The 13523-nt window shown below is 63.5% G+C and carries 16 protein-coding genes and 1 pseudogene; 11 read left to right on the forward strand and 6 right to left on the reverse strand.

Annotation, left to right across the window (positions count from 1 at the left end; genetic code table 11):
* The coding region (locus ACWIBS_RS12010) for an LVIVD repeat-containing protein (RefSeq protein WP_454137023.1) at positions 1-1641 on the reverse strand (1641 nt) is incomplete at its 3' end.
* A gap of 229 nt (positions 1642-1870) precedes the next feature.
* Here ACWIBS_RS12010 and ACWIBS_RS12015 point away from each other — a divergent pair.
* Positions 1871-2527, forward strand: coding sequence for a DUF305 domain-containing protein (locus ACWIBS_RS12015; RefSeq protein ID WP_376128869.1), 657 nt, complete (start codon positions 1871-1873; stop codon positions 2525-2527).
* 33 nt (positions 2528-2560) lie between these two features.
* Here the strand turns inward: ACWIBS_RS12015 and ACWIBS_RS12020 are convergent, their stop codons facing one another.
* Together ACWIBS_RS12020 and ACWIBS_RS12025 are read right to left on the reverse strand one after the other, a co-directional pair.
* Positions 2561-3193, reverse strand: a complete 633-nt coding sequence (locus tag ACWIBS_RS12020; protein WP_376128868.1) for a YoaK family protein — start codon at positions 3191-3193, stop codon at positions 2561-2563.
* Between the two features lie 169 nt (positions 3194-3362).
* Positions 3363-4082 carry a helix-turn-helix domain-containing protein gene (locus ACWIBS_RS12025; RefSeq protein ID WP_376128866.1) on the reverse strand — a complete coding sequence of 240 codons (720 nt, stop codon included), beginning with the start codon at positions 4080-4082 and terminating at the stop codon, positions 3363-3365.
* 84 nt (positions 4083-4166) lie between these two features.
* Here ACWIBS_RS12025 and ACWIBS_RS12030 point away from each other — a divergent pair, with 84 nt between their 5' ends.
* The 4 genes from ACWIBS_RS12030 to ACWIBS_RS12045 all read left to right on the forward strand — a co-directional run bounded on the left by ACWIBS_RS12030 (position 4167) and on the right by ACWIBS_RS12045 (position 6384).
* The gene (locus ACWIBS_RS12030) at positions 4167-4364 is read left to right on the forward strand and encodes a helix-turn-helix transcriptional regulator (RefSeq protein WP_376128865.1); all 198 of its coding nucleotides are present in this window, start codon (positions 4167-4169) and stop codon (positions 4362-4364) included.
* A gap of 212 nt (positions 4365-4576) precedes the next feature.
* Entirely contained in the window at positions 4577-5635 is a 1059-nt protein-coding gene (locus ACWIBS_RS12035) for a DUF3631 domain-containing protein (RefSeq protein WP_454137031.1), read from the forward strand.
* A gap of 93 nt (positions 5636-5728) precedes the next feature.
* Positions 5729-6115: a plasmid mobilization protein gene (locus ACWIBS_RS12040; protein ID WP_376128861.1), complete on the forward strand. Its 387-nt coding sequence runs from the start codon at positions 5729-5731 to the stop codon at positions 6113-6115.
* A gap of 65 nt (positions 6116-6180) precedes the next feature.
* Positions 6181-6384 carry a ParB family protein gene (locus tag ACWIBS_RS12045; RefSeq protein ID WP_375137390.1) on the forward strand — a complete coding sequence of 68 codons (204 nt, stop codon included), beginning with the start codon at positions 6181-6183 and terminating at the stop codon, positions 6382-6384.
* Here ACWIBS_RS12045 and ACWIBS_RS12050 read toward each other — a convergent pair.
* Together ACWIBS_RS12050 and ACWIBS_RS12055 are read right to left on the reverse strand one after the other, a co-directional pair.
* A complete protein-coding gene (locus ACWIBS_RS12050) occupies positions 6311-6751 on the reverse strand; it encodes a hypothetical protein (protein WP_376128859.1) in 441 nt (146 codons plus the stop codon). The genes ACWIBS_RS12045 and ACWIBS_RS12050 overlap by 74 nt on opposite strands.
* 108 nt (positions 6752-6859) lie before the next feature.
* Positions 6860-7417, reverse strand: coding sequence for a recombinase family protein (locus tag ACWIBS_RS12055; RefSeq protein WP_120227538.1), 558 nt, complete (start codon positions 7415-7417; stop codon positions 6860-6862).
* Between the two features lie 477 nt (positions 7418-7894).
* Between ACWIBS_RS12055 and trpS the strand changes: the two genes are divergently transcribed.
* Positions 7895-8929, forward strand: a complete 1035-nt coding sequence (trpS, locus tag ACWIBS_RS12060; RefSeq protein ID WP_330194026.1) for a tryptophan--tRNA ligase — start codon at positions 7895-7897, stop codon at positions 8927-8929.
* A 118-nt stretch (positions 8930-9047) separates the two neighbouring features.
* On the opposite strand, the gene ACWIBS_RS12065 is transcribed toward trpS, so the two are convergent.
* Positions 9048-9713, reverse strand: a complete 666-nt coding sequence (locus tag ACWIBS_RS12065) for a hypothetical protein (protein ID WP_376128858.1) — start codon at positions 9711-9713, stop codon at positions 9048-9050.
* A 100-nt stretch (positions 9714-9813) separates the two neighbouring features.
* Between ACWIBS_RS12065 and ACWIBS_RS12070 the strand changes: the two are divergent.
* The 5 genes and pseudogenes from ACWIBS_RS12070 to ACWIBS_RS12090 all read left to right on the forward strand — a co-directional run.
* Positions 9814-10681, forward strand: a pseudogene (locus tag ACWIBS_RS12070) (IS5 family transposase); the annotation flags it as partial.
* Positions 10682-10860: 179 nt separating this feature from the next.
* The gene (locus ACWIBS_RS12075) at positions 10861-11235 is read left to right on the forward strand and encodes a VOC family protein (RefSeq protein WP_167255895.1); all 375 of its coding nucleotides are present in this window, start codon (positions 10861-10863) and stop codon (positions 11233-11235) included.
* Positions 11236-11662: 427 nt separating this feature from the next.
* Positions 11663-12253 (forward strand): hypothetical protein, encoded by a 591-nt coding sequence (locus ACWIBS_RS12080; RefSeq protein ID WP_376128857.1) that lies wholly within the window; start codon positions 11663-11665, stop codon positions 12251-12253.
* On the forward strand, positions 12250-12792 hold the full coding sequence (locus ACWIBS_RS12085) for an RNA polymerase sigma factor (RefSeq protein WP_376128855.1): 543 nt from the start codon (positions 12250-12252) through the stop codon (positions 12790-12792). The genes ACWIBS_RS12080 and ACWIBS_RS12085 overlap by 4 nt, the downstream gene beginning before the upstream one ends.
* A gap of 239 nt (positions 12793-13031) precedes the next feature.
* Positions 13032-13343 carry a hypothetical protein gene (locus ACWIBS_RS12090; protein ID WP_029153956.1) on the forward strand — a complete coding sequence of 104 codons (312 nt, stop codon included), beginning with the start codon at positions 13032-13034 and terminating at the stop codon, positions 13341-13343.
* The last annotated feature ends 180 nt before the right edge of the window (positions 13344-13523 follow it).

The raw sequence follows: 13523 nt of genomic DNA on the forward strand, positions 1-13523 counted from the left end.
ACGCACCGTTGCCAGAGCCTCGCCCGACAGCGTGCCCGCACGCTCAGCCTGATCCACGAACGACTTCGCCACGTTGTAGCTGGCGTCGTGCGAGATCTTCGGCTGGTGCTGCGGGTTGAACTCGTCGATCTGGTACTCGGCAGCAGCCGCCAGCTCGTTCGCGCTCAGGTGCTCGCTCGGCGTGAGTGCGAGGCTGTCGAAGCCACGACCGATCTCGGAACCGAAGACGTGACCGTTGTACCAGTACGCCGACCAGTACCCGGCCAGCGTCAGGGCGTTGGGGTTGATCGGGCCGCGGTCGAAGTAGCCGATCTCGACCGGGTTGGAGCTGTCGGTGAAGTCGAACACCGAGAGACCACCCTGGTACCAAGCCTGGACCATGATGTCGCGACCCGGAACCGGAACCAGCGAACCGTTGTGCGCGACGCAGTTCTCCTGCGCCGTCTGCGGTGCGGGCATCTTGTAGTAGCTGCGGAACTCGAGCTTGCCGTCCACGATGTCGAAGATGGCGTTCGCGCCCCAGTTGAGCGGGTCGATCGCGCGGCAGCGAGCACCGCTTCCGCCGCCCCACTCGTCGGTGAAGACGACCTTGGTGCCATCGTTGTTGAACGTGGCCGAGTGCCAGTACGCGAAGCGCGGGTCGGTGACCGCATCGAGGCGAACCGGGTTGGCCGGGTCGCTGATGTCGATCAGGATGCCGTTGCCCTCACAGGCACCGGCAGCGAGGCCGATCTCGGGGTACGACGTGATGTCGTGGCAGGCGTCCGCCGCGGAGGTGGACTGCATGCCCTCACCGTGGCTGCCGCCGGGCCACAGGCCCGCGGGGCTACCCGTCGCCGGGTCGCTGAAGATGCGGGCGTGGTTGACGATCGCCGCACCGGCCGGGTTGGCCAGCGGAACCTTGATGACCTCGACGAGGAAGCGCGCGCCCAGGATGGGGTTGCCCTCGGCGTCGAGCTGCGACTCGATCGTGTTGCCGGCGACGTTCGTGCAGCCGCCCTCGACGTTCGTCGTCGTCGTGCGGACGCCAGCGGTGCCCGAGACGTAGACGTAGACGTTGTCGGCGTCATCGGCATCCTCGACGACCGTGTGCGTGTGCGAGCCGCGGCACGTCTGAACGGCCGTCACCTGGAACGGGTTGTTGATGTCACTGATGTCGAAGATGCGGACACCGCGGAAGTTCTGCGGGTCGGTGACAGGAGTGTTGCTGGCCGATCCGCAGTCGAGGCGGCCGGGGGCCGATTCGACCGACATGAACAGCAGGTTGCCGTAGACGGAGACGTCGCCCTGTCCACCGGGACACAGGAACGAACCCGTCAGCGTCGGCGCTGCGGGGTTCGAGATGTCATAGATCTGGAAGCCGTTGTAGTTTCCGTTGATCGCGTAGTTTCCGGTGTACGCCATGTCGGAGTTGTAGTTGCCGAAGCCTTCGGGCTTGGCCTGCGTCGAGAGCAGATCGACGTTGCTGGCGGCGGTACCGGCGTCGTACAGGCCGGGGGCCAGCCCCTCGCGGGGGTCTGTCGGGGTGTCGGCCGTTGCGACGGTGGCGGTAGCCGTCACCATCGACATACCGAGGGCGACGGCGCCCACGGTGGCCAGTGCGCGCGCCTTCCAGCGTGCGCGTTCGGGTCGTGTGTTCATGCGGAGAGTAGGCCTTTCAATCGTCATCGATTTGTTGCGTCATTGCGTTGGCCGAAGAGCACTCCGCAACCCGAGACCGGATCGCGGTGTGCGCTTCGCATACTTCACGAATATGCAGTTATATGTAGGGGAATCTATAGGTCTGCTGGGAACAGCGCTACCCACAATGCGATTCCCTGTCATATAACCGATGATGAATCGAACGCTCGAAGACGAGAGGTGCAGGACGATGGCGCGATGGACCCGGCTGATTTCGACGGGTGCGGCGCTCATGCTCGCGGTCGGCCTCACCTCCTGCACGAGCGAGGCTGAGGCGGCACCGACATCGACGGCGCCGGTCGTGCAACTGGGGGGTCCGGGCGAGCCGAACCGCACCCTCTCGCCCGAAGAGGCGGCCGCGATCCAGGGCCCGCCCTATGTTGAAGAAGACGTCGTCTTCGTCCGCGACATGCTGCACCATCACTCGCAGGCGATCATCATGACCGACCTCGTGGCCGAGCGCTCCGACGACGAAGAAGTCAGGATGCTCGCGCAGCGCATGGCCATCGGTCAGGAAGAAGAGATGCGCCAGATGGAGTCCTGGCTGCAGGACCGCGGCGAGCCGGCTCGCGATCCGGATGCCGGACACGATGCGCACGCCGGCATGCCGGGCCTGCTCACCGAGGCCGAACTCGACGCTCTCGCCACCGCCGAGGGCAAGGCGTTCGACCGGATGTTCCTCGAGCTCATGATCAAGCACCATGAGGGTGCCGTCACGATGGTCGTCGACCTCTACGCGTCGGGCGGTGGCCAGGAAGTCGCGATCGACACGATCGCCCGCCACGTCGAGGGCGACCAGAACATCGAGATCAAGCGCATGCAGGGAATGCTCGCCGACCGCTCCTGACGGGTCCGGCCAGGGCGCGGCATCCGATAACGCTCAGACGTGAAGCCAGGCTCGAGTCTGGGGAATGGCCAGCGCCACGGCGAGCGCGATGACCGGAAGCCACAGGGCGGTGGCGCCGGCGAGTGAGAAGGCTCCGGCACCCGCGACGGCGCCCAGAGCGATCGCCAGCCACAGCACCAGGTGACGCGCCCATGCCCACGGGGGTCCGCCCTTGAGCGCGGCGACGAGGGCGGTCGCGAACTTGACGAGTGCGCCGGTCATATAGGTGATCCCGAACGTGACTTCGCCGCCGCGGGCGAAGACGGTGTTGAGCGCGCCCATCGCCGCAGCGAGCAGCGCTCCGGTCACCCACGTCCAGCCGGGGATCGAGGTGGCAGCTGCCGCGGTCATCCCGACCAGCACGAGGATGAGCACACGGGTCTCGCCGCGCATCCGACCGCCCGGAAGGCTGGTGCCGATCATCGCACCGACGACGAACGCCGCGATGAGGAGGAGGGCGGTCCCCGCGGCGACGAGGCTCGCCCCGGCGAGGTCGACACTCGCGCGCGTCGTGTTTCCGCTCATGAACGAGACGAAGTAGCCGCCGAGGTAGACGAACCCGAAGCCGTCGACGAACCCCGCGAAAGCGGAGAGCACCGCGGCTGCCGTGAACGTGCGACGGCTCAACGATCGGACCATGCGTTCTCTCCCCACCGGGCTTCCCTCAGAGGGGAAAAGCGAAACCCCCGCCATGTAGAAGCTAGGCGAGGGTTTCTAGAGTGACTGTAATGATCACCCGTGTGGCTCCGACGGGCGTCGATCCCGTGACCTCACGATTTTCAGTCAGATTTGCGCCTCATCGCCTGGATTCGTCGGCGCTCACACTCGTGCAGTTCCGGTGATCTTTGTGATCTATGTGATCACCTCGATCGTCGTTCGCGCCGGGAGTTGTGGTCAAACTGTGGCCAAAGGGGTCAGCCGGCACGCGAACGCCACGTTGTTCCAGGAAGCTAGCCATGCGTCGAAGCTCAGCGAAGGATTCGGCCACGCGGTTGCGGAGATGCCCCAGATCGTTGAAGCCGGCGAACTTACGATTGATCTGAAGCGCCCTCGCTAGCGATTCCGTATGGTGCGCCACTTCCCGTCGTTGCATTTCATAGCTTCGAAGCGCGACCAGGGCAGCGGTTTCTTCAGGCGTCTCCGCGTTCACATCCATGAATAGTTGGTGCCCCTCGAACGGGAGGGACAGCCATTCGAGGAAGTCGATCGCGGACATCGTCGCGATCTCCTCACTGACTCCTGGAATCCCTGTCGGCTCGTAGGGACGGTGGTGGTCGACGAGGATCTGCTGTGGTGCAACGCCCAATGCTCTGGACAGCTCGAGAAGCTCGACGACTGTCAGATCGAGCTTGCGCCCCAGCTCGATGTTGCTGACGACCTTCGCGCTGAGGCGTGCGTTAGGGATAGCGGCAGCTAGCTCGCGAACGGATCGGAATCCGCGACGCAGACGCAGATCTCGGATGCGCTCACCGATCGAGCGCGCAAACGAATCTTTCCCCGATTCGGACCAATCCATCCCTCCATGGTGTCTCACACTTCAGACGTTGTCATCGTCGAAGCAAGTGCTCACAGAGAACGAGCACAACGAAACGAAGGGGACATGATCATGGATGACTCACTACTCACGCCCGCGGAAGCTGCCCTCATCGCCGGAATGACGACTGGCGCGCTGGCCCAGCTTCGCTACCTCGGCAAGGGGCCCGACTTCTACAGGCTGGGACCTCGAACGATTCGCTACGCGCGTTCTGAAGTCGTGGAGTGGATCCGCCAGAGCCGCACCACGGCGAGCGGCAGGTGACCCGGTTGGTTACTCAGATACCTGAGCTCGCGGACGCGCTCGATTCTGCTCAGCGGGCTATTCGCCGATACTGCGTCCTGCCGGACGCGGCGTCGTATGACGCAGTGACGCTGTGGGCGGCCGCATCCCACGTGGTTCCCGCCCTAGATGTTGCACCGAGGTTGGTGATCCGATCAGCCGAGAAACGATCGGGGAAGACGCGCTTGCTCGAGGTGCTGAGCCTGCTGGTCAACGACCCTGTGCGATTCGCAGACGTCAGCGTTCCGTATCTCTTCCGACGCATCGAGAAGGCAGGGGACACCCCGCCGACGTTGATGCTCGACGAAGCGGACGCGATTTTCTCAGCGGGACGGCCGAGTGAACGCTCCGAAGCCCTCCGCGGGATCCTCAACACCGGATTCCAGCGGGGTTTCGTATACGGCCGGGTCGAGAAGCCAAACAATCAGCTGAAGGAGTATCGAGTCTTCGCCCTGGCAGCGATCGCTTCGATCGGCGCACTGCCGGACACTATCGAAGACCGAGCGATAGTACTCACTATGCGTCGGCGTTCGGGAACTGAACCCGTTGAGCAGTTCCGGCTTAGGGACGCAGGGGAGTACCTCGCCGTAGTGCGCCATCGCCTGCATCGTCTGCTCACCGACCACCAAGATGAGATAGCCGGTGTCCGCCCCGAACTGCCGGTGGAAGACCGCGCAGCTGATCTTTGGGAGCCGCTCGTCGCAGTGGCCCATCTCGCAGGAGACGAATGGATCAATCGCGCCTGGGCAGCAGCAATCACCATGGTCGAGCAAGCGCGGGAGGACGAGAGTTCCGCGAACGTCGGCTTGGCGCTTCTGGAAGCCACTCGCGAAGTACTCAACTCGTACCGCGATGGCGCATGGATCGGCAGCGTCCAGCTGGTCGAAGCCCTCAGCACGGTGCCCGAATACCGCGATTTGGCGAGCGCGCTGGGAGTCGCGGGAGTCGCTCGGGTACTTCGTCCATACGGAGTCCGACCCGCCAACCATCGTGTCGGGGAGAGCGTGCGAAAGGGATATCGACTCGTCGATCTTCGTGACGCATGGATGCGGTACCTCCCCTCTGCGCTTTCGCCCGCTACAGGAGCTACGCCGCTACTTCCGCAGAGAGATCAGGAGGAAGCAGCCACGCGACAAGCTACACAGCCGCTACGCACCGCTACCCACGAAGCGAATCGAGGGCAAGGGAATGCGGAGCATCCCGCGGCAGCCTCTGTTTCCCACATCGAAGAGGTGACGCATGTGCGGTCATGAACCCTGCGGAGCAAGCTATACGGTTAGGGCCCCTAACTCGGCTTGTCTGTCCAGTCGAAGTTTCTCCCGTTCGCTGCGCTGGGCATGGAGAGCATGATGGTCGACCGCGCAAGCCAGAACCGCCGACGGCCGAACGCACCCGCCTCGCGTCAGATTGTTCACAAGGTGAAAGTTAACGAGGAGGAAGAGGCCGCACTGGTCGCTCGCTCCACGGAGCAAGGCGTGACCGTTGCCCGACTACTCGTCGAGTCGGCACTTTCACCCGAGCCCGGCGAGACGGCCACCGATCGAAGGAATGCTCTGGAGATGTTCTTCCGTATCGAGCGACTCATCTCGAACATCGCAAGCAACGTGAATCAGATCACGAGAGTAGCGAACACTACGGGCAGCACCGATCTGTCATCTCTACGCGAACACCTTCAGCAAGCGAAGGCAGCGTACGAATCCATTGATCGATGCGTCGAACGGTTCTCCTTATGACCGGGACTGGGCGACCGAAGCCCAGGAAGGTCTCTTTCTACGTCGATCTATCGCTCGATGAGCGTATGCGGGCGGCCATGCTCAACACGATGGTCGCAGAAGGACACCGCTCCCTGTCGGACTTCTTGAGCAACGCCGTGCTCTACGAGCTTGCTCGTCTTGAGGCGCGGTACAACTCGGGGGAGCCATTCGTGGTCACTGCTTCGGGCTCGGTTCCTCGGGGCCGACCGCCGGCGCTTCGGGCGCGGTCGAGAAGTGTCGGCGATTGAACACGGTCTCGTAGATGTCGTCACTGATGAGGCCGCGGCGCGCCGCGTCGGCGATCTCCGACCAGGTGCCAGGCGGATCGACGATCAGCGAGTCATACCCGTCGGTATGGCCGCCTTGCACGTAGGGGAACCGCGTGAGTTCGTCCACGAGCTGCGCCCGATCGATGAACCTGGCGGCATAGCGCTGGCATATCTCGTACGGCGTCGCGCCGGAGAATCCGTCCAGAGGCATTGTCACCATAGCGGCCGTGCGGAGTGCGCTGAGCACTGACGGCTGGGCCATCCCGAGCCATCTGGCGATCTCGCGTTGGCTGTATCCGTGCTGGTCGAACCGGCGCAGCTCGCGCCGGTAGTCCAGCTCAGCCATCTCTTTCCGATGGCGCGCGGACACCGCCGCACGGGCCCAGTCCGGAACCTCTGAGATCGCCATATCTATCACCCCTGATAGGGAATTCTATCTCGTCCATAGTGATCACTATCGGACGAGTGCTCGTCGCACGCTAGAAGTTCCGACCCCGAGCACGCGCGCGATGCTTGCCCAGCTCTGCTGCCCGGTACGCATGCGCTCGGCCTCAGCAATCCGCTCGGGCGTCATCACGCTCGGACGGCCGCCGACACGACCCTGACTGCGCGCGTAGTCGAGACCGCGGAGGGTGTTTTCCCGGATGGTATCGACGCGGAGTTGCGCGAACACCGCGACGATGCCGTAGAGAGCTCGGCCCATCGGCGTGGTCGTGTCGATCATGGGCTCGGTGAGGCTGACGAGGTTCACCTGCCGCGCGTCTAGGTCCTGCAGCGTCTCGATCAGGATGCGTTCACTACCGGCGAGACGGTCGAGACGTCGCACTTTGAGAATGTCGCCCGCTCGCAAATAGTTCAAGCACTCGAGCCATTGCGGGCGGTCCGTGGAGCGGCTCGATTCGCCGTGGTCGACGAATACCCGTTCACAGCCGGCGGCGCGCAGCTCAGCCTCCTGAGCGTCGGGGTTCTGCTCGCGCTTGGAGACTCGGGCGTACCCGACTTCGTGTGCCATGCCGAAAACGCTACAGCCGAGGTATCGGGGCGTTTAGGTTTCGGCAGGGGGTATCGGCAGGCCACGTGCCGGCGTGTCGCGCAGGTGATCGAAATCGGTGGCAAGACCGTCGAAATCGATCGATTTCGGCTGTCTCACAACTAAGGGTTAGTACCCGGCAAGTTGCGAGACATAGATGTGAGACACCGCACATCCCGGAATCCGGTCGACTGTCTCCTGATCCGATGAGACGCCCCGTAACCGTAGGGTTATGAGACATCGGCCGTGGCGCACATCGGGCGCGCGGCATCTTCGCCATGGGGTAACCGCGTTCTTAGCGGCGACAAGCGGGTCACGCTATGCTCTTTCCATGCGTTTCGCCGTTTCGTCCTGGTGGTGGCTGCACAAGCAGCCGTAACGCACACGCGCGGGCTGCACGGCAGCCCGCGAAATTCGCGGTACTAACGTCCGTGTAGCTCCCTGAGTATCGGAGCAGACATGGACTCATTCACCGCCACCGCCGAACGCATGCCGGAGTTGCGCGCCTCAATCTCGGCGCACCCCGAGCATTATCGGGTCCTTACGGGCGAACGACCCACTGGACAGCTTCATCTCGGTCACTACTTCGGGACAATCAGAGAACGAGTGCGGCTGCAGATCGCCGGAGTTGAGACTTTCGTCATCCTGGCTGACTATCAGGTCATCACCGATCGAGAGTCTGCGGGCAACGTTCGTGAGAATGTCTACGGAGCGGTCCTTGATTATTTAGCAGCGGGCCTGGATTCACAATCGACAACGATCTTCACTCACTCAGCGGTACCGGCGCTCAATCAGCTTCTGCTCCCGTTTCTGAGCCTGGTCACGGAGGCCGAGTTGCATCGCAACCCGACGGTCAAGGCTGAGCTTTCAGCCTCAGGCCGCGCGCTGAGTGGGCTACTTCTCACCTACCCGGTCCACCAGGCTGCGGACATCCTTTTCTGCAAGGGCAACCTCGTGCCAGTAGGGAAAGACAACCTTCCGCATGTCGAGGTCACGCGAACGATCGCGCGCCGATTCAACGAACGATATGGCGAGGTCTTCCCAGAGCCAGTCGCGCTCATCACCGATGTGCCCGAGCTGCCGGGACTCGACGGCCGCAAGATGTCCAAAAGCTACGGCAATGCGATCGCACTAGGTATGACGGCGGACGAAACAGCAACAGTAATCAAACGTGCCCGCACCGATTCTGAACGCACCATTGCCTACGATCCCGAGAACCGGCCCGAGGTTGCTGGCCTTCTCTCAACAGCGGCGATCGTGCTCAGCCGAACTCCGGAGGACATCGCCGCCGAGATCGGAAGTGCTGGTGCGGGCGCGTTGAAGGAGTTCACGATCGAGGCGGTGAACGAGTTCTTGCGGGAACACCGAGCACGCCGCGCTGCCCTCACGTACGCCGACGCTGCAACGGCGCTCCGCGAGGGCAACGCCCGTGCCCAATCGATCGCACAGAGCACTCTCGACGAGGTACGAGCGGTGATGGGGATGCTGTACTGAACCGGCCGCGCCTCGAATCTGCTCGCCGTCCTCGGTGAGTCCCCGACCGGGCGCATGTGTCTCGTAACCTCCCTGTCGCATAACCCATGCGCTATGAGACGCCGAAGCTTCGAGACGATCAGATGAACGTGCTCAACGCGTGCCGGTAACTGTCGCTGTTCTCACGTGTTGCAGCGGTCAGGAGAAGTGCGTTGTCGTTGATTCTGCGCGTGAATTCACCCGAACAAGGAATGGTCACGATCTTCGTCAAGCCTGCACGCCAGGCCGGTATTAGCGCTGGTAGATCGCGCCGCTCGGGTTGGGCTTGGAGTTGCGTCGTCATCCCGGCCAGGTGCGCGTCCATTCCACGTTGGAACCAGGTGCTGTGCGATTCGTCGTCGAACGCACTGTCTCCAAAGTGGTCGCGCCAGTCGGGTCCCATTATTCGGTGGAGGAGATCGGCGCGTTCGGTCGAACCGTCCGCGGTGTTGTGAAGCTCGTCGAACAGTCGGGGGTCACTATGCTGACCCGCGTGCATCACGGCGGCGTGCCAGATGCCGGGCCACGCTACCGCCCATTCGTCGCGAGTTTTGGCGGTGACCGCAGAATCCTGAACGGTCGCAGGCGTGTCCAACAGCCGCGGAGGGAGGTCTTCACCTTGTGGCTGCAATTCATGCGCCTCCCGGATCCAGAGCAGCTCCAGGAGGGTGTTGGGCCGATCCTCAACGGTGATCGACATATCGTGCGGCCACGGGTTGCCCGGCATCGGTGCGCTGGATCTCATAGTCCCCACTTTCAGTTCCACCCATCCTTGCCGTCTCACGATCGCGAAGCAACGAACCGCAGAATCGACCTAGGCCGTGTTGATAAACGCCTTCGGGTGCCTCGTGGGCGAATCTTGAACCGTGTTGCGTGATGTGATCTCGGATGAGGCGTGGGCTGTGATCGGGCCGCTGTTCCCGACTGCGAAGTCGACGGGTCGGCCGCCGGTGGATCGGCGCACGGTGGTCGAGGCGATGGCGTGGCGGTTCCGGACCGGGGCACCGTGGCGGGACGTGCCGGAGCGGTTCGGGAACTGGAACACGATCTACAAGAACTTCAACCGGTGGTCCGAGCAGGGCGTGTGGGCGCGGGTGCTGGAGAAGACGCAGTCGCTCGCGCAGCAGTCCGGTGATCTGGATTGGGTCGCGTCGATCGACTCCACGATCGTGCGCGTGCATCAGCATGGTGCGACCCTTCCGCGCACCACGGGGGGCATTGTCGAACTACAAGAAGTTCGGTGACGAGCCGCCCGATCATGCGATCGGCCGCTCCCGTGGCGGGTTGACGACGAAGAATCACCTGGTCTGCGACGGGAAGGGACGCGCTCTCGCGTTCATCCTCACCCCGGGGCAGGCGGCGGACACCAGCATGCTGCCCGCGACGCTGCGCGAGATCCGCGTCCCCGGCGCGAGGGGTAGGCCACGGTCGAGGCCGGACCGGGTGCTCGCGGACAGGGGCTACCCATCGAAGGCGAACCGGGCCGGGCTGCGCGAGCGCGGGATCGCGGCGACGATCCCGGAGCGTGAGGATCAGATCGCTCACCGACGCAAGCGGCGCGGCCGGCCGATCGACTTCGGTGACGAGCAGCGGGCCCGCTACCGCGGCCGTAACGTCGTCGAGCGGTGCTTCAACAAGCTCAAGCAGTGGCGCGGGATAGCGATGCGCTCAGACAAGCTCGCCCGCAACTACCACGCCGGCCTCTGCCTCGCCGCCACTCTGCACTGGCTCGGCAGCATGTCGGCTCCGGAGCGCATCGAGGGAGATCAACTCGCGGTCACGGTATCCTTGTGAGCATGATGACCAGCCAGGCCCGCGTCGGCCGCTCCCAGAACGGCGATCTGGTCGTGCGCTGATCCGCGCTCCTCCTTGTGTGAGTGACCCAAACTCACCCACACGACACAAGGAGAATCATGACAGCACACTTCAACCACACAATCATCGCCTCGATCGACGCTGCCGAAATGGCGGAGTTCTATCGTGACCTGCTCGAAGCCGACGACGCGCCCGCATGGGGCCCGTTCGTCAACGTCCAGATCGCCGGCGGGGTATTGCTGCAGTTCGCAGCCCCGCCGATGGAGTTCCCGCCGCAGCACTACGCATTTCTCCTCGAAGACCCGCACTTCGACCGTGCATACGCCAAGATCACTGACTACGGCTTCGATCACTGGGCAGACCCCCAGCGCTCCAAGCCCGGAGAGATCAACCACGAGCACGGCGGTCGAGGCGTCTACCTCCTCGATCCCTCAGGGCACTATCTCGAGCTGATCACCCAGCCGTACCTCTGACCCGCAGCGGGCGCGACGGAACATTCGCTCCGCCCACCCTGATGCTGACCGGGGGCGGGGCCGGCTCGAAACCCCGGCCCCGGTTTAGCAACACGGCCTAGTCCCGAAGCCGACACTTGTGTCTCGCAACCGACCTGTCGCATAAGGCATGGGTTGCGCGACACGACCTCTCAATCTGCCGGAAACCCTTGCCGTTTGATGGTTGTGACGACCGTTTGCGGCAGGCGTTCCGAGCCTTCGCGTTGGCTCGCGCCGTAAACGATCGTTTCTGGCAGGCGCCTGACTCATTCTGTCGTGTCGGCGATCCGATCCTTCCTCGCTGGCTCCGTGGCGCTATTCCGATAGCGGAAACGGAACCTCTCGTGGACAGTCGCACGTTCTGCGGACATGTACTGGGTAAAGCTTCTCTCAGAAAGGCGTCACCCTCATGAACGACCTCGATCTTGAAACCCGGCTGCGTGCCGCAGCACCGCCCGTGTCCAGTCCGATGGGGCTGGGAAGCCACACCACCCGCATCCTGCAGGAGGGCCGTGCACGACGGGCGCGTCGAATGCGCGTCTGGGCCGCAGGCGTTGCAGCGTCGGCCGTGATTGTCGGAGGTGGAACGGTAGCCGTCGCCGGCAATGGGATGCAGACACCTTGGGGCTGGACAGCGGACAACGTGTACCAGTTCCCCGGCTCGAACGGACAAACGTGCTTCGCCGGACTCCTAGTAAAGCCGGACGGTGTTGCCGATGATGCGGAAGTAGTCGTGGTCGCCCGCGAGTTCGTCGCCAGTCTCGACCTTGAAGCCCTTGACACCTCAGCAGCGACCGCAGAGTTTGAAGCGGAAAACGACCAGCCCTTCGACGATGGCACACCGGGCATCGCGCACTATACGGCAGAGGACATCGCGCAGTCGGCGATGCATCAGACGGTCGCGGAGCTTCTTTTCGAGGAGTTGGAGGACCGGGGACTGTCGACTTCGCAGGAGGAGGGTTCTGTGAGCCTCTTCAGCCAGACTCAAGGATGCCAGTGACCAGCAGGAGTGAGGCGGCGGTGATCGACGCACTGGTTCGAGACAATGCGGACGATCTGCTTCGATACTTCCAGCGCCGCCTCCTGAACGATTCCGACGCCGCTGAGTCTCTGGGTGAGCTACTGTTCACCGCCTGGAAGCTGCGGCGGCGAGTGCCCGCCGACCCGACACAGGGACGGATGTGGCTATTCACCACGGCCCACAACATCCTGCGGAGCTCCCGCCGCACGTTGGCACGTCGGTCCGCGGCGGTTGAACGCCTCGCGAACGACATGCGCCTTACGAGCACCCACACGCGGGACGACGCCGCTATCGAAGTCCGCGACGCAATCAACCGTTTGCCGGATGAGGACGCCGAACTCGTCCGGCTGATCTTCTGGGATGGGCTTGCCTCCCACGAAGCAGCCGCGGTTCTCGGAATCAACGCATCCACTGCCCGGTCCCGGCTCTCACGCGCAAAGCAACAACTGCGAGTAGCGCTGGAAGAAGACGAGCGCGAGGCCAAAGGAGTCATCGATGTACGAACCGCGCCCGTCTGATCTGAACCTGCCGGCCACTGAGCCGATCCCAATAGCAATGCCACAAGTGGCCGCCGACCCCGGCACCGTTGAGTGAGGCGTGAACTGGTGATCGCCGCCGAAAACGTCTGCCACTTCGCGGTTGTGACGACCGTTTGCGGCAGGCATTCTGCGCCCTGGCGCTGTCTCTCGCCGTAAACGATCGTTTTCGGTGGTAGCCCGGGCACGACATCAACAGCGAAGTCGAGGATGATTGAGTCGTGGAGATTGAGCTGCTTTATATCGCTGGTTGCCCCAGCTGGGTTGAGGCTGGCCGTCGTGTTTCTGAGGCGCTACGAGAAACAGGCCACGACGAATCGGAGGTTCACTACCGACTCATCCGGACGGAGGAGGACGCGGGCGCAGTCTCGTTCGCGGGCTCCCCCACGATCACCCTGGATGGCAACGATCTCTTTCCGGGGTCGGGGCGAAGCAATGACCTCGCCTGCCGTATTTACAGCACCCCTGCTGGGCTGGCCGGGATGCCAACGGTTGAACAGATTCGAGAGGCGCTCTCCGCTCATGGCGACTGACGAGGACGTTGCATGCACGTGCTGCGGGCGACATTTGCCACGCAAGAAGCTGCACTCACTCGGAGACGATCGCGCTTTCATCTGTCGACGATGCGGCTGGTGGGTGGCTCTGCGCCTACATCGCGACCGCCCGCCTGCCTAGGCGTGAACTCACTCAACGGCTGCCGACGGCGATCACGC

This window comes from Microbacterium sp. NPDC055442, assembly GCF_053644215.1.

What these genes read in the sequence shown, in the direction of transcription:
- ACWIBS_RS12015 (WP_376128869.1), top strand. Translation starts at nt 1,871, where the DNA reads ATGGCGCGATGGACCCGGCTGATTTCGACGGGTGCGGCGCTCATGCTC.
- ACWIBS_RS12025 (WP_376128866.1), bottom strand. Translation starts at nt 4,082, where the DNA reads ATGGATTGGTCCGAATCGGGGAAAGATTCGTTTGCGCGCTCGATCGGT.
- ACWIBS_RS12030 (WP_376128865.1), top strand. Translation starts at nt 4,167, where the DNA reads ATGATCATGGATGACTCACTACTCACGCCCGCGGAAGCTGCCCTCATC.
- ACWIBS_RS12040 (WP_376128861.1), top strand. Translation starts at nt 5,729, where the DNA reads ATGATGGTCGACCGCGCAAGCCAGAACCGCCGACGGCCGAACGCACCC.
- ACWIBS_RS12045 (WP_375137390.1), top strand. Translation starts at nt 6,181, where the DNA reads ATGCGGGCGGCCATGCTCAACACGATGGTCGCAGAAGGACACCGCTCC.
- ACWIBS_RS12050 (WP_376128859.1), bottom strand. Translation starts at nt 6,751, where the DNA reads ATGGCTGAGCTGGACTACCGGCGCGAGCTGCGCCGGTTCGACCAGCAC.
- ACWIBS_RS12055 (WP_120227538.1), bottom strand. Translation starts at nt 7,417, where the DNA reads ATGGCACACGAAGTCGGGTACGCCCGAGTCTCCAAGCGCGAGCAGAAC.
- trpS (WP_330194026.1), top strand. Translation starts at nt 7,895, where the DNA reads ATGGACTCATTCACCGCCACCGCCGAACGCATGCCGGAGTTGCGCGCC.
- ACWIBS_RS12075 (WP_167255895.1), top strand. Translation starts at nt 10,861, where the DNA reads ATGACAGCACACTTCAACCACACAATCATCGCCTCGATCGACGCTGCC.
- ACWIBS_RS12080 (WP_376128857.1), top strand. Translation starts at nt 11,663, where the DNA reads ATGAACGACCTCGATCTTGAAACCCGGCTGCGTGCCGCAGCACCGCCC.